Annotated in this window: 24 protein-coding genes and 2 pseudogenes; 19 read left to right on the top strand and 7 right to left on the bottom strand. The window is 70.6% G+C overall.

Annotation, left to right across the window (positions count from 1 at the left end; genetic code table 11):
• Positions 1-50 precede the first annotated feature (50 nt).
• The 3 genes and pseudogenes from H4W81_RS15135 to H4W81_RS15125 form a co-directional block, all read left to right on the top strand.
• A pseudogene (locus H4W81_RS15135) lies at positions 51-959 on the top strand (RNA polymerase sigma factor); the annotation flags it as partial.
• Positions 960-1,006: 47 nt separating this feature from the next.
• On the top strand, positions 1,007-1,945 hold the full coding sequence (gene add / locus H4W81_RS15130) for an adenosine deaminase (protein ID WP_192775393.1): 939 nt from the start codon (positions 1,007-1,009) through the stop codon (positions 1,943-1,945).
• Between the two features lie 42 nt (positions 1,946-1,987).
• Positions 1,988-3,328, top strand: coding sequence for an APC family permease (locus H4W81_RS15125; RefSeq protein WP_192775392.1), 1,341 nt, complete (start codon positions 1,988-1,990; stop codon positions 3,326-3,328).
• 49 nt (positions 3,329-3,377) lie between these two features.
• Here the strand turns inward: H4W81_RS15125 and H4W81_RS15120 are convergent, their stop codons facing one another.
• Positions 3,378-4,157: an ABC transporter permease gene (locus H4W81_RS15120; protein ID WP_192775391.1), complete on the bottom strand. Its 780-nt coding sequence runs from the start codon at positions 4,155-4,157 to the stop codon at positions 3,378-3,380.
• Complete coding sequence (locus H4W81_RS15115; RefSeq protein ID WP_225958632.1) at positions 4,154-5,080, bottom strand: ATP-binding cassette domain-containing protein; 927 nt, start codon at positions 5,078-5,080, stop codon at positions 4,154-4,156. Before H4W81_RS15115 ends, H4W81_RS15120 begins: the two co-directional genes overlap by 4 nt.
• 57 nt (positions 5,081-5,137) lie before the next feature.
• Here H4W81_RS15115 and H4W81_RS15110 point away from each other — a divergent pair, with 57 nt between their 5' ends.
• Complete coding sequence (locus H4W81_RS15110) at positions 5,138-5,707, top strand: TetR/AcrR family transcriptional regulator (RefSeq protein WP_318781751.1); 570 nt, start codon at positions 5,138-5,140, stop codon at positions 5,705-5,707.
• Positions 5,704-6,540: an NAD(P)H-binding protein gene (locus tag H4W81_RS15105; RefSeq protein ID WP_192775388.1), complete on the top strand. Its 837-nt coding sequence runs from the start codon at positions 5,704-5,706 to the stop codon at positions 6,538-6,540. Before H4W81_RS15110 ends, H4W81_RS15105 begins: the two co-directional genes overlap by 4 nt.
• Here the strand turns inward: H4W81_RS15105 and H4W81_RS15100 are convergent.
• Together H4W81_RS15100 and H4W81_RS15095 are read right to left on the bottom strand one after the other, a co-directional pair.
• Positions 6,516-6,659: a hypothetical protein gene (locus H4W81_RS15100; protein ID WP_192775387.1), complete on the bottom strand. Its 144-nt coding sequence runs from the start codon at positions 6,657-6,659 to the stop codon at positions 6,516-6,518. The two genes, H4W81_RS15105 and H4W81_RS15100, sit on opposite strands and share 25 nt — an antisense overlap.
• A complete protein-coding gene (locus H4W81_RS15095; protein ID WP_192775386.1) occupies positions 6,643-8,370 on the bottom strand; it encodes a thiamine pyrophosphate-dependent enzyme in 1,728 nt (575 codons plus the stop codon). The genes H4W81_RS15100 and H4W81_RS15095 overlap by 17 nt, the downstream gene beginning before the upstream one ends.
• Positions 8,371-8,668: 298 nt before the next feature.
• Between H4W81_RS15095 and H4W81_RS15090 the strand changes: the two genes are divergently transcribed.
• From H4W81_RS15090 to H4W81_RS50060, 8 genes and pseudogenes are all read left to right on the top strand, one after another.
• The gene (locus H4W81_RS15090; protein ID WP_192775385.1) at positions 8,669-9,457 is read left to right on the top strand and encodes a putative protein N(5)-glutamine methyltransferase; all 789 of its coding nucleotides are present in this window, start codon (positions 8,669-8,671) and stop codon (positions 9,455-9,457) included.
• Positions 9,458-9,616: 159 nt separating this feature from the next.
• Positions 9,617-10,042: a CBS domain-containing protein gene (locus tag H4W81_RS15085; protein ID WP_225958631.1), complete on the top strand. Its 426-nt coding sequence runs from the start codon at positions 9,617-9,619 to the stop codon at positions 10,040-10,042.
• Complete coding sequence (locus H4W81_RS15080; protein ID WP_192775383.1) at positions 10,039-11,331, top strand: ArsB/NhaD family transporter; 1,293 nt, start codon at positions 10,039-10,041, stop codon at positions 11,329-11,331. Before H4W81_RS15085 ends, H4W81_RS15080 begins: the two co-directional genes overlap by 4 nt.
• Positions 11,332-11,404: 73 nt before the next feature.
• Positions 11,405-11,770, top strand: a complete 366-nt coding sequence (locus tag H4W81_RS15075) for an STAS domain-containing protein (protein WP_192775382.1) — start codon at positions 11,405-11,407, stop codon at positions 11,768-11,770.
• A 117-nt stretch (positions 11,771-11,887) separates the two neighbouring features.
• Positions 11,888-12,211: a hypothetical protein gene (locus H4W81_RS15070; RefSeq protein WP_225958629.1), complete on the top strand. Its 324-nt coding sequence runs from the start codon at positions 11,888-11,890 to the stop codon at positions 12,209-12,211.
• Positions 12,208-13,551 carry a TrkH family potassium uptake protein gene (locus H4W81_RS15065; protein WP_192775381.1) on the top strand — a complete coding sequence of 448 codons (1,344 nt, stop codon included), beginning with the start codon at positions 12,208-12,210 and terminating at the stop codon, positions 13,549-13,551. The genes H4W81_RS15070 and H4W81_RS15065 overlap by 4 nt, the downstream gene beginning before the upstream one ends.
• A gap of 80 nt (positions 13,552-13,631) precedes the next feature.
• Positions 13,632-14,471 carry a universal stress protein gene (locus tag H4W81_RS15060; RefSeq protein WP_192775380.1) on the top strand — a complete coding sequence of 280 codons (840 nt, stop codon included), beginning with the start codon at positions 13,632-13,634 and terminating at the stop codon, positions 14,469-14,471.
• A 44-nt stretch (positions 14,472-14,515) separates the two neighbouring features.
• Positions 14,516-14,695 (top strand): annotated as a pseudogene (locus H4W81_RS50060) (maleylpyruvate isomerase N-terminal domain-containing protein); the annotation flags it as partial.
• 77 nt (positions 14,696-14,772) lie between these two features.
• Here H4W81_RS50060 and H4W81_RS15050 read toward each other — a convergent pair.
• Entirely contained in the window at positions 14,773-15,705 is a 933-nt protein-coding gene (locus H4W81_RS15050; RefSeq protein WP_192775379.1) for a GNAT family N-acetyltransferase, read from the bottom strand.
• Between the two features lie 268 nt (positions 15,706-15,973).
• Between H4W81_RS15050 and H4W81_RS50055 the strand changes: the two genes are divergently transcribed.
• The 6 genes from H4W81_RS50055 to H4W81_RS15020 all read left to right on the top strand — a co-directional run bounded on the left by H4W81_RS50055 (position 15,974) and on the right by H4W81_RS15020 (position 20,402).
• Complete coding sequence (locus H4W81_RS50055; protein ID WP_420538722.1) at positions 15,974-16,399, top strand: class I SAM-dependent methyltransferase; 426 nt, start codon at positions 15,974-15,976, stop codon at positions 16,397-16,399.
• Entirely contained in the window at positions 16,386-16,562 is a 177-nt protein-coding gene (locus tag H4W81_RS15040; RefSeq protein ID WP_192781469.1) for a hypothetical protein, read from the top strand. The genes H4W81_RS50055 and H4W81_RS15040 overlap by 14 nt, the downstream gene beginning before the upstream one ends.
• Before the next feature lie 102 nt (positions 16,563-16,664).
• On the top strand, positions 16,665-17,384 hold the full coding sequence (locus H4W81_RS15035; protein ID WP_192775378.1) for a helix-turn-helix transcriptional regulator: 720 nt from the start codon (positions 16,665-16,667) through the stop codon (positions 17,382-17,384).
• A gap of 48 nt (positions 17,385-17,432) precedes the next feature.
• Positions 17,433-18,491, top strand: a complete 1,059-nt coding sequence (locus H4W81_RS15030; protein ID WP_192775377.1) for a flavin-containing monooxygenase — start codon at positions 17,433-17,435, stop codon at positions 18,489-18,491.
• A 244-nt stretch (positions 18,492-18,735) separates the two neighbouring features.
• Positions 18,736-19,158 carry a YciI family protein gene (locus H4W81_RS15025; RefSeq protein WP_192775376.1) on the top strand — a complete coding sequence of 141 codons (423 nt, stop codon included), beginning with the start codon at positions 18,736-18,738 and terminating at the stop codon, positions 19,156-19,158.
• Entirely contained in the window at positions 19,155-20,402 is a 1,248-nt protein-coding gene (locus H4W81_RS15020; RefSeq protein ID WP_318781750.1) for an RNA polymerase sigma factor, read from the top strand. Before H4W81_RS15025 ends, H4W81_RS15020 begins: the two co-directional genes overlap by 4 nt.
• A 113-nt stretch (positions 20,403-20,515) precedes the next feature.
• On the opposite strand, the gene pip is transcribed toward H4W81_RS15020, so the two are convergent.
• Positions 20,516-21,463, bottom strand: a complete 948-nt coding sequence (gene pip / locus H4W81_RS15015) for a prolyl aminopeptidase (protein WP_192775375.1) — start codon at positions 21,461-21,463, stop codon at positions 20,516-20,518.
• A 103-nt stretch (positions 21,464-21,566) separates the two neighbouring features.
• Positions 21,567-22,991 carry an MFS transporter gene (locus tag H4W81_RS15010; RefSeq protein WP_318781749.1) on the bottom strand — a complete coding sequence of 475 codons (1,425 nt, stop codon included), beginning with the start codon at positions 22,989-22,991 and terminating at the stop codon, positions 21,567-21,569.
• Positions 22,992-23,155 lie beyond the last annotated feature (164 nt).

Genomic DNA, 23,155 nt, shown 5'->3' with positions numbered 1-23,155 from the left:
TTGGAAAGGATCGAATGACGGCCACATTGGATCTCGATGACGTCCGCGTCGCCACCCGTGACACGGTCAAGGACTACCTCAAGCAGATCGGCAAGGTCCCGCTGCTCACCGCCGAGCAGGAGATCGAGCTGGCCAAGCGGATCGAGGCGGGGCTGTTCGCCCGCGAGCGGCTCGACACCGAGCACGACCTGCCCGCCGAGCTCCGCGCGGATCTGGAGTGGATCGCGCGGGACGGCGAGCTGGCCAAGCAGCGCATGCTGGAGGCCAACCTGCGCCTCGTGGTCTCCATCGCCAAGCGCTACACCGGGCGCGGCATGCTCTTCCTCGACCTCATCCAGGAGGGCAACCTGGGGCTGATCCGCACCATCGAGAAGTTCGACTACACCCTCGGCTTCAAGTTCTCCACCTACGCCACCTGGTGGATCAAGCAGGCGATCTCCAGGGCCATGGCCGACCAGTCGAGGACCATCCGGATCCCCGTCCACATGGTCGAGCTGATCAACAAGGTCGCCTCGGCGCAGCGGCGGCTGGTCACGGACCTCGGGCGTGAGCCCACGCCCGAGGAGATCGCGGTCGAGGTGGAGCTGCCCGCCAGCAGGGTCGTGGAGGTGCAGCGCTACTCCCGCGAGCCGATCTCGCTGCACACGCCGCTGGGCACCGAGGGCGACAGCGAGCTCGGCGACCTCATCGAGGACTCCGAGGCGCCCTCGCCCGCCGAGGAGGTCTCCTTCACGCTGATGCGTCACCAGCTGCGCCAGATCCTCGACAGCCTCTCCGACAGGGAGGCGGGCGTCATCTCCATGCGGTACGGCCTGGTCGACGGCAAGCCGATGACGCTCGACGAGATCGGCAAGGTCTACGGCGTGACCAGGGAGCGCATCAGGCAGATCGAGGCCAAGACGATGTCCAAGCTGCGCCACCCCTCCAGGGCCGAGGCGCTGCGCGACTATCTCAACTAGCGAAAACCGGATGAACAGGGAAGGAAGGTGTCCGTAGGATCACGCCAGTGAGAGACATCGCGCTGCTGCCCAAGGCCCACCTGCACGTTCACCTGGAGAGCACGGTCCGCCCTGCCACCTTGCGGGAGCTGGGGGTCCATTCGCGGCGGCCAGAGGTCTTCACCGGTTTCCGGCAGTTCGCCGACCACAACGCCCAGGTGCGCGGCGCGTTGCGCACCCCCGAGCACTTCCGCAGGATCGCCCGCGAGTTCTGCGCCGACGAGGCCGCCCATGGCACCCGTTACGCCGAGGTCACCTTCACCGCGGCCGCCCATGGCGAGCGCCTCGGCGACCTGGAGATGCCGTTGCTGGCGGTGCTCGAAGGGCTGGCAGAGGGGGAGGCCGAGCACGGCATCCGGTGCAGGCTCATCCTCGACCACTCCCGCCGCCGCCCCGCCGACCGCCTGCTGCGCACGGTGAAGCTCGCCGCCGCGCACGACGAGGTGATCGCGGTCGGTCTCGCCGGAGACGAGAGCCACCCGCTGGCGCCCTTCGCCGACGTCCTGAAGATCGCCAGGGACGAGGGCCTGCGCATGGTGCACCACGCGGGCGAGACCGCGGGGCCCGCCAGCGTCCGTGAGGCGCTCGACGTCGGCCACGCCGAGCGCATCGGCCACGGCATCCGCGTGCTGGAGGACCCCGACCTGGTCGCCGAGCTGCGCGAGCGGCAGGTGCCGCTGGAGGTGTGCCCGTTCTCCAACGTGCTGCTCGGCCTGGTGCCGTCCTACGCCGAGCACCCACTGCCCCGGCTGCGCGAGGAGGGCCTGCTCGTCACCCTCAACACCGACGGCGAGACCTCGCTGCTGAGCGAGTACGCCAACGCCGGGAGTGGCGACGAGATGCTGGCCGAGCTGGCCGCCGCCTCGGTCGCCGCGTCGTTCGCCCCCGAGGAGCTCAAGGCGGAGCTGCTGCGCGGGATCGCCGAGTGGCTCGCCATGCCCGTCTGACAGAGGGTGTCAAAGACGCCCAAGATGGGCACGTGATCAAGCATGACAACACCCCCCACACAGGTGTCGCTGAAGCGCGCCATCGGACCAAAGCTACTGATCTTGTTCATCGTCGGCGACATTCTCGGCACGGGCGTGTACGCCCTCACCGGGTCGGTCGCGGGCAGGGTCGGCGGGGCGCTGTGGATTCCCTTCCTCGTCGGCTTCGTGATCGCCGCGCTCACCGCGATGTCGTACGTCGAGCTGGTCACCAAGTACCCGAGGGCGGCGGGGGCCGCCCTCTACACCCAGCTCGCCTTCAGGAAGCCGTTCCTCACGTTCATGGTCGCCTTCGCGGTCATGTGCTCGGGCCTCACCTCGGCCAGCGCCGCCGCCCGCGCCATCGGCGGCAGGTACCTGCAGGAGTTCGTCACCCTCCCCACGGTCGTGGTCGGCATCATCTTCATCGTCGCCGTGGCCGCGCTGAACTACAGGGGCGTCTCGGAGTCGGTCAAGACCAACATCGTCTTCACCCTGATCGAGCTGACCGGCCTCCTGGTGATCATCCTCATCGGGATCTACGCGGTCGCGACGGGGGCGGGAGAACCGTCGCGCCTGCTCGAGATCAGGGCCGACGAGTCGGGCGGGCTGCTGCTGGCCCTGCTGGGCAGCACGGCGCTGGCCTTCTTCGCCTTCGTCGGCTTCGAGGACTCGGTCAACATGGCCGAGGAGACCAAGGACCCCTCGCGCAACTTCCCCCGGGCCATCTTCATGGGTGTGGCGATCACCAGCACGGTCTACATCCTGGTGGCGATCACTTCCTCGTTGCTGGTCGACTACCGCGTCCTGCAGGAGTCCGACGGTCCGCTGCTCGAGGTGGTCAAGGCCGGCGGCCTGGCCTTCCCCCCTCAGCTGTTCGCGGCGATCGCGATGTTCGCGGTGGCCAACTCGGCGCTGATCAACATGATGATGGCCTCCCGCCTGGTGTACGGCCTGGCCAACGAGCGCGTCGTGCCGCGCGCGCTCGGCATGGTCGACCCGCGCCGCCGTACGCCGGTGGTCGGCATCCTGTTCACCACCGCGTTGGCGATCGGGCTGATCTCCAGCAGCGAGATCGCGGGACTCGGTGAGACCACCGCCTTCCTGCTGCTGTGCGTCTTCGCCGTGGTGAACATCGCGGTGCTCGTCCTGCGCAGGGAAGAGGTCGAGCACGCGCACTACCGGGCGCCCACGGCGCTGCCCGCCATCGGCGCGGTCATGGCGCTGGTGCTCGCCAGCCCGTTGACCGGGCGGCCAGGCAACGTCTACGTCATCGCGGGCGTGCTGCTCGGCATCGGCGTCCTGCTGTGGCTGGTCAACTGGGCCTTCACCCGCCGCCAGCGCCAGGAGGAGGAGACCGTCTGATCGGCGGGCCGTGCCGTACCTGCTCATCCAGGTACGGCACGGCCCCCGGTCAGCGGCTCAGCCGCCGGTAGGCGCGCGCCGACAGCGGCAGGAACACCAGGGTGATCACCACGGGCCAGGCGACGGCCAGCAGCAGCGCGTGCTCCGCGGCCCACGAATCGCCCGCCCAGCCCCTGTTCCCGAACAGCTGACGGCAGGCGGCGACGGTGGCCGACAGCGGGTTCCACTCGGCCAGCACCGCCATCCAGCCCGGCATCTGGGCGGGCGAGACGAACGTGTTGGCGACCATGGTCAGCGGCAGCAGCAGCATCCACGAGGCGCCCGCCGCCTCGGGGGTGAGCTTGAGCCCGGCGAAGATGCCCACCCAGATCAGCGAGAAGCGCAGAAGCAGCAGCAGGCCGATCGCGCCCAGCGCGTTGAGCGGGCCATTGTGCCAGCTCCAGCCGACCGCCAGGCCGCACGCGATGAGGATGGTCAGCTCGAGCACCGAGTTGATCATGTCGGAGAACGCCCTGCCGAGCACCACGCCCGCCTGGGAGACCGGCATGGAGCGGTAGCGGTCGGTGACGCCGTACGAGGCCTGGGTGGTGACGACGATGAGCGTGGAGGTGATGCCGACGGCCATGGTCTGGCCGAACATGCCGGGCATCAGGTAGTCGCGGTAGTTGTCGGTTCCCGCCACGGCCATCGCGCTGCCGAAGACGTAGCCGAACAGCAGCACCATCACCACCGGGTACAGCAGTCCGGACAGGATGGCCGCGGGATTGCGCCGCCAGTGCAGCAGGTTGGTCCTGGCGATCGTCCAGCTGTCTGTGAGCACGTAGGTCATGCGGTCACCTTCAGGAACACCTCGTCGAGAGTGGGACGGCGGATCGAGACGTCCTCGACCTCGATCCCCTTGGCCTCCATGGCGCGCAGCACCTGGCTGAGCGCGCTCATCCGGTCGGCCACGGGAACCGTCAGCCTGCGTGCGTCGGGGTCGGTCACCGGGCGCCCGTGGACGGCGAGGATGTCGCCGGCCTCGGGCAGGTCGCGGGCGTCATGCAGCACCAGGTCGAGGCGGTCGCCGCCGATCGTGGACTTGAGCTGGTCGGGAGTGCCCTCGGCGATCACCTTGCCCTGGCGCAGCACCGCGATCTGATCGGCGAGCTGGTCTGCCTCGTCCAGGTACTGGGTGGTCAGCAATACCGTGCTGCCGCCCGTGACGAGCGTGCGGATGGCCTGCCAGACCTCGTTGCGGTTGCGGGGGTCGAGACCGGTCGTCGGCTCGTCGAGGAACAGCACGCTCGGCGCCTGGATGAAGGTGGCGGCCAGGTCGAGCCGGCGGCGCATCCCGCCGGAGTAGTGCTTGATCCGCTTGCCCGCTGCCTCGGCCAGCCCGAACTGCTCCAGCAGCTCCTGCGCCCTCGATCTGGCCTGCTTGGCGCCCAGGTGGTAGAGCCTGCCCCACATCTCCAGGTTCTCCCTGCCGGTGAGGACCTCGTCCACCGCGGGTTCCTGTGTGGCCAGCCCGATGCGACGGCGGACCTCGGCCGCCCTGGTGGCCACGTCCAGCCCCGCGACCGTGGCGCTCCCGCCGTCGGCCCGCAGCAGCGTGGAGAAGATCCGCACCGCGGTGGTCTTGCCCGCTCCGTTGGGGCCGAGCAGCCCGCAGACCGTTCCCTCCCGCACGGCCAGATCGAATCCGTCGAGCGCGTGGGTCTCGCCGAAGCGCTTGCGCAGCCCTTCGGCGACGAGTGAATAGGAGTTCATTGCTCTAGAATGGGACATAGATGTCCCAAAAGCAAGCCATGGTGTTACACTCTGGGAGTGAGCAGTTCCGCTTCAGAGTCCGGCACCCGCAACCGCACGCGCCGCGCCATCCTGGCCGCCGCCGCCTCCACACTGGCCCGCGACCGCAAGGCGACGCTGGCCGACATCGCCGAGGCCGCGCAGGTGGGGCGCAGCACGCTGCACCGCTACTTCCCCGACAGGAAGGAGCTCATGGAGGCGGCGATCGTCGACGCGTTCCAGGCGGTCGAGGAGTCCGTCCGCGAGGCCGTGATCGACCAGGGCCCCGCGCTGGAGGCCATGCGCCGTCTCATCTCGGCCATGATCGACGTCGGCGACCGGCTGGCGTTCCTGTTCGGCGACTCCCGCCTGCTCGAGGAGTACACCGCCGCCTTCGAGCCCGACATGACGGTGCCCACCACGATCAGCCTGATCGAGCGGGGCCAGGCCGAGGGCGTCTTCGACCCGTCGCTGACCCCCGAGTGGATCCAGCACGTGATCTGGGCGCTCACCTACACGGGATGGGAGGCCGCGGAGAAGGGGGAGCTGCCACGCCACGGCGTCACCGCCGCGGTGATCCGCACCTTCGAGAATGGAGTGGTCACATGAAAATCCTGGTCACCGGCGCAAGAGGGAACATCGGCAGTCTCGTGCGCCAGGGACTGGCCGGTCACGAGGTGCTCGCGCTGACCCGCTCGACGCCGTCCGCGCCCGGCGAGGTCCAGGGCGACCTGACCGAACCCGCCGGCCTGCCGGTGGCCGGGGTCGAGGCGATGTTCCTGTTCCCCGTGCCGGAGACGGCTGACGAGGTCGTACGGCTGGCCGTCCAGGCCGGTGTGCGGCGGATCGTCGTGCTGTCGTCGAGCGCGGTCACCTTCGGCGAGGACGACTCCTTCCACCTTCCTGTCGAGCGCGCGGTCGAGGCGTCCGGCGTGGAGTGGACCCACGTGCGGCCCGGCGAGTTCATGCGCAACAAGCTGGAGCTGTGGGGCCCGTCGATCCGGGCCGAGGGCGTGGTCCGCGACCCCTTCCCCGACCAGGCCTGGTATCCCGTCCACGAGGCCGACATCGCCGACGTCGCGGTGGCCGCGCTGACCGAGGACGGCCACGCGGGCCGCGCCTACACCCTCAACGGGCCCGAGCTGATCTCCCACCGTGACCAGGTGGCGGCCATCGCCGCGGCGATCGGGCGCGAGATCCGCTTCGAACAGGTCACCCCCGCCCAGGCCCGTGAGATCTACTTGGCGCAGGGCGGGTTCGCCGCGGCCACCGCCGACTTCCTGCTCGGCTACGAGGACTACTCAGGCGCCGAGAGCACAGAGGAGTGGACCCCCGACGCCGCGGTCGAGATGACCACCATGAAGGACGCGATCGGCAGGCCCGCCCGCACCTTCGCCCAGTGGGCGAGCGACCACGCTCACGACTTCCTGCGGCAGGTGTAGGCGCCGTGGAGCCGCCGCTCGTAGGCCGCGTCGAGGATCTCGAACCCCGTGGCCTCGAGCATCGGCTCGAGCAGCCACCGGAAGGTGCTGTACCCACCGTAGTCAGAGGTTGCGCACATTCGTGCGAGCCAGCTTCCACGCCTCGCCGACGCCTCCCTTGAGGACGATCTTGCCCATCGACAGTGCGAACCCGCGCGCCTCCTCCAGCGTGAGGTGCGAGGGCACCTCGAGGGCGTCGGCGGTGGTGACGACGTCGAGCAGCGCGGGCCCGTCGTGGGCGAGCACCTGCCCGACCGCCTCGCGCAGGTCGCCTGGCTCGGTGACCCTCCTGGTGTGGAAGCCGGCGCCGGCCGCGATGGCCGCGTAGTCGACCATGTCGTGGTCGGTCTCGAAGGGCGGGTCGCCCGCCACCATCATCTCCAGCCGCACCATGGCGAGGCTCGAGTTGTTGAAGACGACGACCTTGACCGGCAGGCGATGGGTCTTCACCGTGAGCAGCTCACCCATGAGCATCGCCAGGCCGCCGTCGCCCGACAGCGATACCACCTGCCTGCCGGGCTGGGCGATCTGCGCGCCGATCGCCATCGGCAGCGCGTTGGCCATCGAGCCGTGCACGAACGAGCCGAGCAGCCTGCGCCGCCCGTTGGGCGTGAGGTACCTGGCCGCCCAGGCGCAGCACATGCCGGTGTCGGCGGTGAAGCTCGCATCCTCGGCGGCCAGCTCGTCGACGAGGGCCGCGACGTACTCCGGGTGGATGGGCACCAGGTGGTCGACGTCGCGGGTGTAGGCCGCCAGGCCGTTGCTGATCGCGTGCTCGTGCTCGCGCAGCATCTCGTCCAGGAAGGACCGGTCCTTCTTCTCGCGCAGCAGCGGCAGCAGCGCCCGGATCGTGTGGCCGACGTCGGCGGCGATGCCCTGGATGATGGGCGCCCTGCGGCCGAGCCTGGCCGGGTCGATGTCGATCTGCACGTTGTCCCGGGTCGGCAGGAAGTCGGTGTACGGGAAGTCGGTGCCGAGCAGCAGCACCAGGTCGGCCTCGTGCAGCGCCTTGTAGCAGGCGCCGTAGCCGAGCAGTCCGGTCATGCCCACGTCGTAGGGGTTGTCGTACTGCAGCACGTCCTTGCCGCGCAGGCTGTGCCCGACGGGCGCCTCCAGCCATGCGGCCAGCTGCAGCACCTCCTGCCTGGACTCCGCGCAGCCGATGCCGCCGAAGATCGCCACCTTGCCGGCGGCGTTGATCCGCTCTGCGAGCTCGGCGACCGCCGCCTCGTCGGGCACCGGCTTGGGACGGGCGGCGACCAGCGCGCTGGCGGGTGGCCTGCCTGGAGAGTCCGCGCCCAGGACGTCGCCCGGCAGCACCAGGACGGCGGCGCCGCCCTTGCCGACGGCGTTCTGGATGGCCAGCCTGGCCGAACGGGCCAGCTGGGCGGGCTGGGAGACCAGCTCGCAGTAGTGGCTGGCCTGCGCGAACAGCGCCTCGGGCTTGGTCTCCTGGAAGAAGCTCGTGCCGATCTGGGTCGAGATGATGTGCGAGGCGAGCGCCAGGACCGGCGCGCCCGAGCGGTGCGCGTCCATGACGCCCTGCAGAAGGTGCGTGTTGCCCGGTCCGCAGCTTCCCGCGCACACGGCCAGCCGCCCGGTGAGCTGGGCGTCGGCCGAGGCGGCGAACGCGGCGGCCTCCTCGTGGTGCACGTGGACCCACTCCAGCGTGCCGCTGCGCCGTACGGCGTCGCTGAAGGCGTTGAGGCTGTCGCCCACCAGCCCGTAGACGCGCGTCACACCCGCTTGGACCAGCACTTCCACAAGATCATCTGCGACGGTGCGGCTCATCGGCTTGCCCTTCTCTCGGCTCTGCACCTCCCCTACCCCTCGATCCGGGTGGGTGTAGCGCGCCCAGGGTGTTTCGCCGCCACGCTTTTACCCGTCGATGCCGGCGCGGGCGCCTGAGCGCGAGGGGCGGTGCGCCGTCCGATCGGGCGTGCGGTAGTGTCCATCTCCAGCAGCGGACCGACCGAGGAGGTGAGACCCATTTCGCCAGATCAGGCTGGGTGCTCCCTCCCCACAGCCACACGGCTCACCCCGCGCGGGTGACCGCGGGAGCGCCCACAGGCAATTCCGGAAGGCGCTCATGTCACCATCCCCTCGCACGGCCATAGTCACCAGGCTCAGAGCCGCCGGCTGCGTTTTCGCCGAGGACGAGGCACAGCTGCTCATCTCCACCGCCCGCACCCCCGCCGACCTCGACGCCATGGTGCGGCGGCGCGTCGAGGGCCTGCCCCTCGAGCATGTCCTCGGCTGGGCGGAGTTCCGCGGCCTGCGCGTCGCCGTGGACCCCGGGGTCTTCGTGCCCCGCCGTCGCACCGAGTTCCTCGTGGGCGAGGCCATCGCCCTGGCCAGGGCCGGAGCCGTCGTCGTCGACCTGTGCTGCGGCAGCGGCGCGGCGGGCGCCGCGCTGACGGCCGCGCTCGACCGGCTGGAGGTGCACGCCGCCGACATCGACCCGGCCGCGGTGGCGTGCGCCCGCCGCAACCTGCCGGGCGCCGGGGTGTACGAAGGCGACCTCTTCGAGCCGCTGCCCGCCATGCTGCGCGGCCGCGTGGACGTCCTGGTCGCCAACGTGCCCTACGTCCCCACCGAGGAGGTGGAGCTGCTGCCGGCCGAGGCCCGCGTCCACGAGGCGCGGGTGGCGCTCGACGGCGGCGCCGACGGGCTCGACGTCCTGCGCAGGGTGGTGCGGGAGGCGCCGGCGTGGCTGGCGCCCGGCGGCCATCTGCTGGTCGAGACGAGCGAGCGTCAGGCGGAGCGGGCCGTCGAGGCGTTCGCGGCCGGCGGGCTGGTCCCCAGGGTGGCCGTCTCCGACGAGTGGTACGCCACCGTCGTCATCGGCACCAGACCCGCGGCAGGCGCGCGCGGGTGACGCCCGGCGGCGCCCCGCCACGCGGGCGGGGCGCCACCGCCGTGGCCTGGGATTCGGGCAATGTTGATAGGTTCTATCTAGGTGTGCCGGGAAGTCTGGTCGGCGATAGGTCTTGTTGTCCCCTTTCCCGGAGGCTCACCCTTGCGCGCCCGTGACCTGATGACTGACTTCCCGATCGTGGGGCTCGACACCCCCGTGCTCGAAGCGGCCAGACTCCTGGCCGACCAGGACCTGCCGGGCCTGATCGTCGTCGACGCCGACGGCCTGCCGTTCACCATCCTTCCCGGCACCCAGGTGCTGCGCCTGGCCGTACCCGGTTACTGCCAGGACGACCCGGCGCTGGCCCGCGTGGTCGACGAGGCGCACGCCGACCTGTTCCTGCGCGCGATCGACGGGCGGACGGTACGCGAGGCGATGCCGAAACGGCAGCGCGAGCTGCCGGTCACCGACCTGGACGCCACTGTGCTGGAGCTGGCGGCGCTGATGGCCCGCACCCACAGCCCGCTGGTCGCCATCGTGGCCGGCGGCAGGCTGCACGGCGCCGTCACGCTCCAGGCACTGCTCGACCGGGTGGTCCAGGCGTGACGGCCACCGCATGGCTGGCGGTGGCGATCTTCCTGTGCGCCTACACGCTCATCGCCACCGAGAAGATCCACCGGGTGGCGGCGGCGCTGGGCGCGGCCGGGCTGATGCTGTTCATCCACGCCACCGACGCCGAGCACGCGTTCTTCTCCGAGCACGCGGGCATCGACTGGAACGTCATCTTCCTGCTGCTCGGCATGATGATCATCGTCGGGGTGCTCAAGCAGACCGGCGTCTTCGAGTACCTCGCGATCTGGGCGGCCAAGCGGGCGAGAGGGCGGCCCTTCCGGCTGATGGTCCTGCTCGTCCTCATCACCGCCGTCGCCTCCGCGATGCTGGACAACGTCACCACGGTGCTCCTCATCGCCCCTGTGACGTTCCTGGTCTGCGAACGGCTGGCGCTTCCCGTGGCGCCGTACCTCATCGCCGAGGCGATGGCCTCCAACATCGGCGGCGCGGCGACGCTGGTCGGCGACCCGCCCAACATCATCATCGCCAGCAGGGGCGGGCTGTCGTTCAACGACTTCCTCGTCCACATGGCGCCGATGGTCGTCGTGCTGATGGCGGTGTTCGTCGGGCTGTGCAGGATCCTGTTCCGCAAGGCGTTCGTCTACGACCCCGACCGCGCCGCGGAGATCATGACGCTCAACGAGCGGGAGGCGATCCGCGACCCGCGGCTGCTGTGGCAGTCGCTCGCCGTGCTCGCCCTCGTGATGGTCGGTTTCGTGCTGCATCCGGTGCTGCACTACGAGCCCTCGGTGGTGGCGCTCCTGGGCGCGGGCTTGCTGGTGGCGGCCACCAAGATCACCACACATGACGCGCTCGAAGAGGTCGAGTGGCCGACGCTCGTCTTCTTCGCCGGGCTGTTCGTCATGGTCGGCGCGCTGGTGAACACCGGGGTGATCGGGCAGCTGTCGGAGATGGCCGTCAGCGCCACCGAGGGGCGGCTGGGACTGACCACGATGGGACTGCTGTGGGCCTCGGCCGGGCTGTCGGCGATCGTGGACAACATCCCCTACGTGGCCACCATGAGCCCGATCGTCGCCGAGCTGGTGCAGGCCAACGGCGGCAACGACGCGGGACAGGTGCTGTGGTGGTCCCTCGCCTTCGGCGCCGACCTGGGCGGCAACGCCACCGCGGTGGGCGCGGCGGCCAACGTGGTCGTGCTGGGCATCGCCGCGCGTAACCGCACGCCGATCAGTTTCTGGGAGTTCACCAAGTACGGCTTGGTGGTGACTTTGGTCACGGTGGCGCTGGTGGTGCCGTACTTGTGGTTGCGTTATCTGCTGTAAGGCGGGGCAAGGGTGAGTTTTGCACCATGCAATGATGGCTGCTGACCGCCTTGCCGTACCGGATGGAGCGATTGTGCCGCTCGACCAGCCCTACACGGTCTCGCTGAGCTTGGGTCTCCAGGGCAGATGCTTGATCGCGAGGCTGTCAGGAGAGCTCGACTTCAACGGCACGCCGATGGTGCGCGATCGCATCGCGCGGGCCATCGAGGCCGCCGACCCGCCCCTGCTGATCATCGACATGGCGGACGTCACCCTCTGCGACTCCGCAGGGCTCTCGCTGTTCGTGAGCGTCCACCGCTCGATCAAGGTGCTGGGCGGCCGGCTGGTCGTCTCGGGGCTCCACGGCAGATGCCTGGACGTGTTCACGATCACCGGGATGACGAAGCTGCTGGATGTCAGGCCCACGGCCGAGACCGCCATCGACGAGCTCAACTCCTGACGCGTCAAGAAAGCGTATAGACGGTGGCACCGGTCCTGCTGTTACGGTAGGGCGCGGTGCGCCGGGAAGTCTGGTCGGCAATATTCAGGTTCGACGGATTTCCCGCGGAGGGACATCGTGCTGCTGACGGCTTTCGCCGGCGTGCTCCTGCTCGCCGTCCTGTTGTCCAGCCCGGCCCACAGGACCATCCTGTCCACGGCCGCGCTGTTCCTGGTGGCCTGGTTCGGTCCGAAGGGCTTCGCCTCGGTGGTCTACGGTCTGATCGTGCTCAGCTCAACCATCGCGGCCTCACAGCAGGTCTTCCAACTCGTCGCGGTCACGATCGTGCTGTCGATCCTGCTCCATTCCTCCACTGATGTCGTCGTGGCCCGGTGGTTCGACGAGGCGCGCGAGGCGCCCGCCTGGTACGGCGTCGCCCGCCGCCTGGGCAGGCAGTCATGAGACGGCGTTTCCAGACCCGGCTCCAGCATCCCGCGCAGATCGTCGCCACCGGCTTCGGCACCGCCATCCTGGTCGGCACCGCGCTGCTGACACTGCCGATCGCCACCGCGACGGGCGAGTCGAGCGGCTGGCTGACCGCGCTGTTCACGGCGACCTCCGCCGTGTGCGTGACGGGCCTGGTCGTGGTCGACACCGGGTCGCACTGGTCGGTGTTCGGCGAGGTGGTCATCGCCGGCCTGTTCCAGGTAGGCGGACTCGGCATCATGACCATGGCCACGCTCTTCACCGCGCTGCTGGCCGGCCGGCTCGGCCTGCGCACCAGGATCGCGGTGGCGACGGAGACGAAGTCGGTGAGCGTCACCGACATGCGCCGCCTGGTGCGCAACGTGGTCGCCTTCAGCCTCGCCTCCGAGGCCGTCATCGCGCTGGCGCTGACCGCCCGCTTCATGATCGGGTACGGCGAGCCGCTCGGCCGGGCGCTCTACCTGGGCGGCTTCCACGCCGTCTCGGCGTTCAACAACGCGGGCTTCGCCCTGTGGCCCGACAACCTCATGCGGTTCGTGGCCGACCCCTGGATCTGCCTGCCCATCGCGATCGCGGTCATCGTGGGCGGCCTGGGCTTTCCCGTCGTGTTCGAACTGGCCAAGACCTGGCGGCACCCGAGCCGCTGGTCGGTCCTCACCAGGATCACCGTGGTCGTCACGCTCGTCCTGCTGGCGATCGGCACGCTGTTCTTCCTGGCCGCCGAGTGGCACAACCCGCGCACGATGGGCGCGCTCGACGACGCCGACAAGCCGCTGGCCGCCTTCTTCGCCGCGGTGATGCCGCGCTCAGGGGGCTTCAACACCCTCGACATCGCCCACATGAACCCCTCCAGCTGGCTGTTCACCGACCTGCTGATGTTCATCGGCGGCGGCAGCGCCAGCACCGCGGGCGGGATCAAGGTGACCACGTTCGGGCTGCTGGCCTTCATCATCTGGGCCGAGCTGCGCGGCGAGCCCCGCGTCAACGTGGGGCACCGCCGCCTGCCCGAGTCCACGCAGCGGCAGGCCATGACGATCACGCTCATGGGCGTGGTCCTGGTGGCGGTCTCGACCTACGGGTTGCTGCTGCTCACGCCGTACAGCCTGGACAGGGTCCTGTTCGAGGTCATCTCCGCCTTCGCCACCAACGGCCTGTCCACGGGTATCACGGCCCACACCTCTGTGGCCGGGCACGTGCTGCTCAGCCTGCTGATGTTCGTCGGCAGGATCGGCCCGCTGACGCTGGGTTCGGCGCTGGCGCTGAAGGAGCGGACGCGCCGCTACGAGCTGCCAGAGGAACGCGTGATCGTGGGCTGACCGCCGCGCTTCCGCGCCACCTCGGCGCGGGGCCGTCCCGCGCCTCGTGCTCTCATGGAGAGGGGGAGCAGGAGGACGTCATGATCGTGGTCGGGGTCGACGGTTCGCGGGCGGGGCTGGAGGCGGTCGCCTGGGCGGCCACGGAGGCGCGCCTGCGAGACGTGCCGCTCCGCGTGGTCAACGCCATGCCCAGGTGGGCGTGCGAGAACGTGGGCGGCAGGTACGCCAGCGTCGCCACGTGGATGCGGGAAGGCGCGACGACGGTGGTGACGGCCGGGCTCGAGCGGGCCCGCCGCGAGGAGCCGGGGATCGTGGTCGACTCGGCGCTCCTGCCCGGCGACCCGCGCGCGGCTCTGATCGCCGCCGCCGAGGAGGCCGAGCTGCTCGTCGTCGGCAACCACGGGCTGGGCAGGGTGCGCGGCATGCTCGTCGGCTCCGTGGCCTACGGCGTGGCGGGACACGCCCCCTGCGACGTGGTCGTGGTGCGCCAGGTGCCGGTCAGCCCGCTGGGCGAGGTGGTCGTGGGCCTGGACGGCGTGCGCACGGCCGAGAGCGTGCTCAGGTTCGCCTTCACCGAGGCGAGCCTGCGAGGGGTACGGCTGCGAATCGTCCACGCGCGGCCCGGCATGGACGTGAGCGGCTTCGAAACCGCTCCCCACGAGCCCGGCGACGAGAAGTCCGACATCGAGCGTCTGCGGGAGGTGCTGAACGGCTGGCGGCAGCGGCACCAGGACGTCGTGGTGGTGGACGACATCGTCAAGGGCCATCCCGCCGAGGTGCTGAAGCAGGCTGGCGAGCGCGCCGACCTGCTGGTGGTCGGCTCGCGCGGCAGGGGCGGGTTCGCCGGCCTGGTGCTCGGCTCGATCAGCCAGGCGATGCTCCACCAGGCGCCGTGCCCCCTGGCCATCGTCCGTACCTGAAGCGCCTTCATTTGGCGGACCGGCGGAAAGGCGACCGTGGGGACATGGACCACCTGCCGCACTTCAGTCGTGAGGTCCAGGCGTTCGAGACCGCGGTTCGCCGGGCCGCGGACTTCGAGGAGACGCCCCCGGTCCCGTCCTGTCCCGGCTGGACCGTGGCCGACCTGGTCGCGCACCTGGGCTGGATGCACCGATACGTGGCCCACCTCGTCAGGGACCGGCTGCGGGGACGCGGTGCGGGGAGATCGGGCGGCGCTGGATCGCTACTTCATTCTGGTGCCGCCGGTCTGAGCGATTCTGATTACGCCGGTCTGCGCGATTCTGGTTTCGCGGGTCTGGGCGCGCGGAAGCCGTACGTCTCGTGCCGGCGGACGAACCCCAGCGACGCGTACAGTGCGCGGGCGCCGTCGTTCTCCGCGTTGTGGTTGACGGTCACCGTGGTCAGGCCGAGGTCGCGCATGCGCCGCATCGCCTCGAGCATCACCGCCTTGCCGAGGCCGCGCCGCTGGAAGTCGCGATGGGTGCCGACCGGCTCGAAGTGGCCGACCCGGTTCAGCTCGTCGACCCAGTACACGGTGAAGGCGGCGATCCGTCCGTCGGGCGCCTCGGCGACGATCTCCCGCGCCGGATCATAGCCGGGCTGGTCCATCACCGCCGACCTGTACAGCTCGCCCGTCCAGTCCTCCTCGAAGGAGTGGTTGCGTGCCACGGCGAGCTGCTCGGCGTCGGCCAGGCGGGCCGAGCGCACCCGGAAGCCTTCGGGGAGTGCGGGGGAGGGGAGGGGCAGGCCGAGATCGCGGTCGTTGACGTGGTCCCAGGTGCGGAAGTGCTCGTATCCGAGCTGCTCGAGCAGGTCGATCCTGGTCGTGTCGCAGTCGAACAGGTCGGTCAGCACGTACGGCTCGGCGGGATCCATCGAGGCGGCGGTGCTCTCGTGAGCGGCGCGCAGCATCCGCAGTTCGGCGGACGTGCCGCGCAGGGAGGGGGCGGTGAAGACGTCGAAGGCGGCGCCGAAGCGCAGGTTGATGGCCAGGCCGACGATGCCGGAGGAGTCCTCCCAAAGGTGGACGAGGGAGCCGACGGGACGCCGGCCGCGCAGGTTCTCGTAGATGCGGTGCGGCAGCTCGCCGATGTGGTCGTATCCGCACCTGCCCGCCTCGGCGATCCAGCCCGCGACGGTGTCCTGGAGGGCGGGCAGGTCGGCGTCCGTGTAGGCACGCATCGTCAGAGTCACCGGGACATCATGCCGACTCCCCGACGGTCCATGCCACCGAGTAACCGCCCGCCCTCCCAGAAGGAGCACCCAGGGAAACCGGCTTCCCGAGACCCGCTCCCAGAACCGGCTCCCCGAGGACGGGCTCCCGGGGGACGGGCTCCCCGGGAGCAGGAACCCCAGCGCTCTGGAGGAACCGGCCCTCCTGCGGAACCGGAATCCCGCCTCCAGAGAAGCCGGCCCTCCGGGAGACCGGAACCGGCGCTCCGGATTAACCGGTTCTGGCGCTGTGGAAGAAACCCTGATCTCCGAGAGACCGGAAGCCGCTCCCCAGGCAAGCGGGCTCTCCCCGGCCCGGCGCTCCGGAAGAAACCTGCTCCCCAGGAGACCGGAACCGGCGCTCCAAGGAAAACCGGCTCTCTCGGGCGCCCCGGGGGGAACCGGTCAGATCACTCCGCTGCTGGCGGGTCACTTCGGGGCGGTGGTGTGCGTGGATCTGTCGGCCGACATGCTCGCCCAGGCCGTAGGCGCGCCGGGGGCTCGGGTGCAGGGCGAAGCCTCGCGGCTGCCGCTGGCCGGCTCGAGCGTGGATGCGGCCGTGCTGGTGGACACTTCTGCTTCGCCGGTTAACTCGATCGGGTCCTGGTCGGCGATGGCGTGGTGGTCTGGATCAATCTGCTCGGCCCGGACGGGCGCTGTATGTGCCGGCAGCTGACGTCGCGGGGGTGCTGCCCGGCTCGTGGGAGCTGGCCGGGCTGGTGCTCAACGCGCTGCTGGGTTGGTGGTGGGCCGACCCGATCGCCGCCCTGGCGATTGCCGCCGTCGCGGTGCGCGAAGGGTGGGAGGCCGGGCACGAAGCGGGCGAAGCCGCCTCCTGAGCTGCCACGCCTCGGCCCTGGAGCATCCCGGGCCAGCTCTCCTCTTGTATCCTCTCGGCGTCCTTTGCCCTTTCCCCTTCTGCGCATTCGACGGAGGTGTTGATGCCCCTGCCCGCAGCCCGAACGCGGGGCTGGGCGACGATCAAGCCGGGCCGGCTGTATTACGGCGGCCACATCGGCGCGGGCGGCCTGCACGCCCACCACGCCGTGCAGCTCCTGATCGGGGACGATCTGATCCTGGCTGGCGCCGACGGCGCCGAACACGCCATGACGGCCGCGCTCATCCCGGCCAACGCCCCGCACGCGATAGTGCGCGGCAGCGCCGACGCGCTGCTGGCCCTGATCGACCCGGCCCAGGCCGTGCCGGCACTCGACCGGCCGCGAACCGGCTCAGCCGCGGCCTGGCGCCTGCATCTGGACGTGCCCGCCCGGCGTGACCGGCCCTCGCTGCACGCGCTGGTCACCGCTCTGACCGGGGCGACACCGCCGCGCCCGGGCCACCCCGCGCTGAGCGAAGCGGCGCAGATCATCGAAGCGATGCTGCCTGCCCAGGTGCGGCTCGGCGACGTCGCGACCGCCGTGCACCTGTCGCCCAGCCGGCTGTCCCACCTGTTCACCGGCGAGTTCGGGCTGCCGTTCCGGCCGTATGTGCTGTGGGCACGCCTGCGCGCGGCACTGGCGGTGCTGTCGAAAGGCGCCTCGCTGACCGAGGCCGCGCACACCGCCGGATTCGCCGACGCCGCCCACCTGACCCGCACCGTGCGCCGCATGATGGGCGCCGCCCCCTCAGCCCTGGCCGACGGCGTGCGCTGGCTGGCGTAGCAGGTTCGTTCAAGCCCCGCCACCGCCCCGGCGGGCAGGCTTGACCTCGTGATTATCGTGATCGGCGCCGGTCAGGCCGGGCTCGCGGCAGGCCGCGAACTGCGCCTGGCCGGACACGACGTGCTGCTGCTGGACGCCCACCCCCGCCTCGGCGAGTCCTGGCGGCGCCGCTGGGACTCCCTGCGCCTGTTCACCCCCGCCCGCCTCAGCGCACTGCCCGGAATGCCCTTCCCAGGCCCGGGCCACCGCTACCCGGGCAAGGACGAGGTGGCCGACTACCTGCAGGCGTACGCGGACCACTTCGAGTTGCCCGTCCAACTCGCCACCATCGTGACCGGGCTGCGCCTGACCCCGAACGGCGGCTTCGAAGCGGCCACCAGCCACGGCACCGTTACCGGCGACGGGGTCGTGGTCGCCACCGGCCCCTTCCAGCACCCGCACATCCCCGACCTGTCGATCCCGCCCGGGCTCGTCTCCCTGCACAGCGTCGACTACTGCAACCCCGCCCAACTGCCCGACGGGCCCGTGCTGGTCGTCGGCGGCGGCAACTCCGGCGTGCAGATCGCCGCCGAACTGGCCGCCACCCGCCCAGTGACCCTAGCCCTCGGCAAACGGCAACCCGTGCTGCCCCAACGCATCGGCGGCACCGACGTCTTCACCTGGCTACAGGCCCTCGGCCTGGTCCGCGCACCGGTCACCGGCCGACTCGGCCGCCTCGTCCGCAACCGCGACCCCCTCATCGGCCTGGGACCACGCGGCCTGCAACGCCTGGGCGTCCGCATCGTCGACCGCATCGTCGCGGCCGGCGGCACGCAGCTTCGCACCGCCGCCGGGGAAAGCATCCCCTCGGCGGCCGTGATCTGGGCCACCGGCTACCGCCCCGACTACCGCTGGATCCACATCCCCGGCGCCCTGGCCGGCGGGCTCCCTGTCCATACCGGCGGCATCAGCCCGGTACCCGGCCTGACCTACCTCGGCCTGCCCTTCCAGCGCAGCCGCGGGTCCGCCCTGCTTGGCTGGGTCGGCGATGACGCCGCAGGGGTCGCCGCCACCTTTTCGGCGCATCCGCCGGCCACGTCCTCCTCAACCTCCATGCTCAACACATGAGGCCAACACGCAGCCCCCTCCGGGCCGGGCCCGGCAGCGGCATCTTCAGCCGGCGCAGGTTCCGCGGCTCCGGCGCCGGATCGAGGGGGGTCAGGTGGATCGCTCCGGCGTTCTCGGGCGCTCCGGGGAACCGGCGTGGGAGACGGGTCGGAAATCCTCCAGGAGTGGGTGTCCGGTCCGTGTCGCCGGCTTCGACGTCTCTCGTGAATGGCACCGTAGAGGTGCCGAGGGAGAAGGAGCGACAATGAAGTACATGATCATGCTCTACGGCTCGCAGCAGGACTACGACTTCCTGTCCGGCAAGCCCGGCGACCAGCCGGCCTGGTCGGCCGAGGACGTCGCGGCGATGCACGGGTTCATGGAGAAGTGGAACCAGGACCTGGTCGATTCCGGCGAGTTCGTCGACGCCCGCGGTCTGTCCGCTCCCGTGCACGCGAGGCGGGTCCAGCTGAAGGACGGCGTCCCCGTCGTGACCGACGGGCCGTACCCGGAGACGCAGGAGGTCCTCGCCGGCTACACGATCGTGGAGTGCGAGAGCTTCGACCGGGCGACCGAGATCGCCGCGCGGCTGGCCGACACCCCGCATCCGGACGACGCGTCCCTCGCCCACGAGTGGTTCGTGGACGTGCGGCCGATCATGGAGGACCGCGGCGAGCTGGACGGGTGACCACCGCCGTGCGGAACGACGACGTCGAGGATCTGCTGCGCACTCTCGCGCCGCAGGTCCTCGGCTCGCTGGTGCGGCGGTTCGGGCACTTCGACACCGCGGAGGACGCGGTGCAGGAGGCCCTCCTCGCGGCCGCCGTCCAGTGGCCGAAGGAGGGCGTCCCCGGCAACCCGCGCGGATGGCTGATCACCGTCGGCTCCCGTCGGCTGACCGACCTGCTGCGGGCCGAGCAGGCCCGTCAGCGCCGCGAGGATACGGTCACCCGGTGGACGCTGCCCGACCAGTGGCTGGCGCCCGCCGCCGACCGGCCGGCGGCGGAGTCCGACGACACGCTCATCCTGCTGTTCATGTGCTGCCATCCCGCGCTGTCGCCAGCCTCGCAGATCGCGCTGACCCTGCGGGCGGTCGGCGGCCTCACCACCGCCGAGATCGCCAGGGCGTTCCTCGTGCCCGAGGCGACCATGACCCGGCGCATCAGCAGGGCCAAGCAGCGGGTGAAGGACAGTGGCATCCCCTTCGGCCTGCCCCCGGCTCCCGAGCGCGCCGCCCGGCTCGGCGCGGTCCTCCACGTGCTCTATCTGATCTTCAACGAGGGCTACGTCAGCACGTCGGGCCCGAACCTGCATCGCGCCGAGCTGTCGGCGGAGGCGATCAGGCTGACCCGCATGGTGCACCGCCTGCTGCCCGATGACGGCGAGGTGGTGGGGCTGCTGGCGCTCATGCTGCTCACCGACGCGCGCCGTCCCGCCAGGACGGGAAGGGACGGCGCGCTGATCCCGATGGCCGAGCAGGACCGCACGCTCTGGAACGCCGACTTCATCGCCGAGGGCGTGGCGCTGATCTCCGACGCCCTGCCCAGGGGCGCGACCGGCCCCTACCAGCTCCAGGCGGCGATCGCGGCGGTCCACGACGAGGCGCCGACCGCGGAGGCGACCGACTGGCCGCAGATCGAGGCGCTGTACGAGCTGCTGATGCGGATCTCCGGCAACCCCATGGTGGCGCTGAACCACGCGGTCGCCGTGGCCATGGCCCGGGGGCCGCGCGCGGGGCTCGACCTGCTCGCGGAGCTGGAGTCCGACGAGCGGATCGCCGCGGACCACCGGCTGTACGCGGTCCGCGCCCACTTGCTGGAGATGGCCGGTGACCTGGCGACGGCGCGCGAGTGCTACCTGGAGGCGGCCCGCCGTACCACCAGCCTCCCGCAGCAGCGCTACCTCCACGCCAGGGCGGCCCGCCTGGGCTAGCGGGTCGTGGGGATCTGGACGGGCATGCCCGGGGTGAGATAGGCGAAGCCCATCAGGTCCCGGTGCCCCCCAACCACAGCGAACGCAGTAATCGAATAAGCCGCCGTCCGGGTTCAGTCCGCGAAGCGGTCCAGTGCGGCGAGGACCTCCTTGCGCATGGTGTCGCTGCCGGTGTGCCCCGAGTCGTCCACCACGACGAGCCGCGCGTCGGGCCAGGCCTGGGCCAGCTGCCAGGCGTTCTCCAGCGGGCCGCCCAGGTCGAAGCGGCCGTGGATGAGGACGCCCGGGATGCCGGCCAGCTTGTGCGCGTCGCGCAGCAGTACCCCCTCCTCCAGCCACGCGGCGTTGGAGAAGTAGTGGGCGCAGATCCGGGTGAACGCGAGCAGCGCGGCGGGCGGCCGGTCGCTGTAGGCGTTCGGCTTGCCGTTGACCTCCAGGGAGATCACCGCGTCCTCCCACGCCGTCCAGTCGTGGGCGGCCTTGGCGCGGACGGCGGGGTCGGGGTCGGACATCAGGCGCGTGTAGGCGGCCAGGAGGTCACCGTCGCGCTCGGCCTCGGGAACGCCCTCGCGGAAGCGCTGCCACTGCTCGGGGAAGAAACGGCCGACGCCGCGGTAGAGCCAGTCGATCTCGGAGCGGCGGGTCATGGTGACGCCGACGACGACCATCTCCGAGACGCGCTCGGGATGGGCCTCGGCGTAGGCGAGCATCAGCGTGGAACCCCACGATCCGCCGTAGAGCAGCCACTTGTCGATGCCGAGGTGCTCGCGTAGCCGTTCCATGTCGGCGATCAGGTGCTGGGTGGTGTTGGCGGACAGGTCCGTGGCAGGGTCGCTGGCGTGGGGCAGGCTCCGGCCGCAGTTGCGCTGGTCGAACAGGACGATGCGGTAGCGCTCCGGGTCGAAGCTGCGGCGCTGGTTCGGCGTGCAGCCCGAACCGGGGCCGCCGTGGACGACGAGCGCGGGTTTGCCCTCGGGGTTGCCACAGACTTCCCAGTAGACGTGGTTGCCGTCACCGGTGTCGAGGTGCCCGTGGTCATAAGGTTCGATCGCTGGATACATCGCTCCAAAATACAACAGCGCTGTCATATTCGCGAAGCGGGGCAGGATGTCCCTGGAAAAGCAGGACGCCCGCTTGGAAAGCGGGGTCCCGTGGGGTGCCGGCTCAGTCCGAAGCCGCGGCCAGTTCCTCGTCGGCTGCCCTCGACAGCGGTACGGCTGCAGCCGCCGGCCGGTGCTCGTCGCGTGGACGCAGCCCGAACCAGATGAAGGCCACGCTGACGAGCGTCACGGCCACGTTCACGCTCAGCGCCAGGTGGATGCCGGTAAGTTCCACGCTCTGCGTCGCGGCGACCGAGCTCAGGATCGGGATGCCGACGGTGATGGCCACCTGCTGGGTCATCGAGGCCAGGCCCGTGGCCAGGCCCTGCTCCTCGTCCGGCAGGCCCGAGGTCGCGGTCACCGTGTACGCCACGATGGAGGTGACGTGCCCGAAGAAGCCGATGAACAGCGCGGGGATCAGGACCGCGAGCGCCATGCGGTCGGCGCCGAGGAACACCAGCGGGAGGGTCGCCAGGCCCTGTACGGCCAGGCCCACGGTCAGGACCTTGCGGCTGCCGAAGCGCCCGATGAAGCGCCCGGCGATCACCCCGGCGGCCACGGCCGCCAGGCCGGGGACGCCGAAGACCAGGCCGGTGGTCAGCGGGGAGAAGCCCAGGATCTTCTGCAGGTAGAGCGTCGTCAGGAAGATCATGGCAGGCTCCATGGCGAAGACCACGAATCCCGCGTAGTTACCCCACTTCACCGTGGGCCGCCTGAGGATGCGCACCGGGGCGAGCGGCGCGGGCGAACGCAGCTCGATCATCCAGAACGCGGCCAGGAGCAGCACACCGACGACGGCCGAGGGGATGTTCTTCTCGATGACCGCGTAGATCACGGCCAGCAGACCGCCGGTGACGGTCAACGCTCCAGGCAGGTCCAGCCTCACCCGGTCGGGCAGGCTGCTCTCGCGGATCAGGAAGGGGGTGAGCAGCAGGATGACCACGGCGACCGGGATGTTGATGAAGAACGCGGCCCGCCAGCTCATCAGGCTGACGAGGGTGCCGCCGACCAGCGCGCCAACGGTGAAGCCGGCGGAGAGCAGCGCGCCGTTGAGGCCGAGGACGCGGTCACGCGCGGCGCCTTCCGCGAACGTGGTGGTGAGCAGTGACAGCGCCGCGGGGATCGTTATCGCGGTGGCGAAGCCCTGCAGCGCTCGGGCGGCCAGGAGCGTCTCGGGGCTGGCCGCGAAGCCGCCGAGCAACGAGGCCCCGATCAGCAGGACCATCCCGCACAGGAACAGCCTGCGGCGGCCGAACAGGTCCGCCATCCGGCCGAACATAAGGGTGAAGCCGGCCGCGGGCAGCGCGTATGCGGAGGCGATCCAGGGCAGTCCGGCCAGTCCCAGCCCGACGCCCGCGCCGACCTCCGGCAGCGCCACGTTCAGGATGGAGAAGTCGACGGACAGCATGAACCCGGCGCCGAGCAGGACGAACAGGATCAACCGCTGCCTGCTGCCGAAACGTGGCGGCGAGGTGGTGTGGGTAGTCACGAGACGGTTCCCTTCTTCAAGAAACCAAAGATCAGCACGCAGTACGGCTGAGCCGTACGGCAAGGTGACATGGCAGGCTCAACGCATGGCGATCAGGGGAGCCGTGAACCCGCGCCGTCCGACGGAGCGAGCCGACGCGGGGGACGCTTCAAGAGAGCGGGACG

It is taken from the genome of Nonomuraea africana (assembly GCF_014873535.1).
Classification (GTDB): domain Bacteria; phylum Actinomycetota; class Actinomycetes; order Streptosporangiales; family Streptosporangiaceae; genus Nonomuraea; species Nonomuraea africana.
This window is presented reverse-complemented; position numbering and strand designations above follow the sequence as displayed.

What these genes read in the sequence shown, in the direction of transcription:
- H4W81_RS15095 (WP_192775386.1), bottom strand. Translation starts at nt 8,370, where the DNA reads ATGAGCCGCACCGTCGCAGATGATCTTGTGGAAGTGCTGGTCCAAGCG.
- pip (WP_192775375.1), bottom strand. Translation starts at nt 21,463, where the DNA reads ATGTATCCAGCGATCGAACCTTATGACCACGGGCACCTCGACACCGGT.
- H4W81_RS15100 (WP_192775387.1), bottom strand. Translation starts at nt 6,659, where the DNA reads ATGTGCGCAACCTCTGACTACGGTGGGTACAGCACCTTCCGGTGGCTG.
- H4W81_RS15085 (WP_225958631.1), top strand. Translation starts at nt 9,617, where the DNA reads ATGACTGACTTCCCGATCGTGGGGCTCGACACCCCCGTGCTCGAAGCG.
- H4W81_RS15120 (WP_192775391.1), bottom strand. Translation starts at nt 4,157, where the DNA reads ATGACCTACGTGCTCACAGACAGCTGGACGATCGCCAGGACCAACCTG.
- H4W81_RS15065 (WP_192775381.1), top strand. Translation starts at nt 12,208, where the DNA reads ATGAGACGGCGTTTCCAGACCCGGCTCCAGCATCCCGCGCAGATCGTC.
- H4W81_RS15060 (WP_192775380.1), top strand. Translation starts at nt 13,632, where the DNA reads ATGATCGTGGTCGGGGTCGACGGTTCGCGGGCGGGGCTGGAGGCGGTC.
- H4W81_RS15105 (WP_192775388.1), top strand. Translation starts at nt 5,704, where the DNA reads ATGAAAATCCTGGTCACCGGCGCAAGAGGGAACATCGGCAGTCTCGTG.
- H4W81_RS15125 (WP_192775392.1), top strand. Translation starts at nt 1,988, where the DNA reads ATGACAACACCCCCCACACAGGTGTCGCTGAAGCGCGCCATCGGACCA.
- H4W81_RS15025 (WP_192775376.1), top strand. Translation starts at nt 18,736, where the DNA reads ATGAAGTACATGATCATGCTCTACGGCTCGCAGCAGGACTACGACTTC.
- H4W81_RS15035 (WP_192775378.1), top strand. Translation starts at nt 16,665, where the DNA reads ATGCCCCTGCCCGCAGCCCGAACGCGGGGCTGGGCGACGATCAAGCCG.
- H4W81_RS15115 (WP_225958632.1), bottom strand. Translation starts at nt 5,080, where the DNA reads ATGAACTCCTATTCACTCGTCGCCGAAGGGCTGCGCAAGCGCTTCGGC.
- H4W81_RS15090 (WP_192775385.1), top strand. Translation starts at nt 8,669, where the DNA reads ATGTCACCATCCCCTCGCACGGCCATAGTCACCAGGCTCAGAGCCGCC.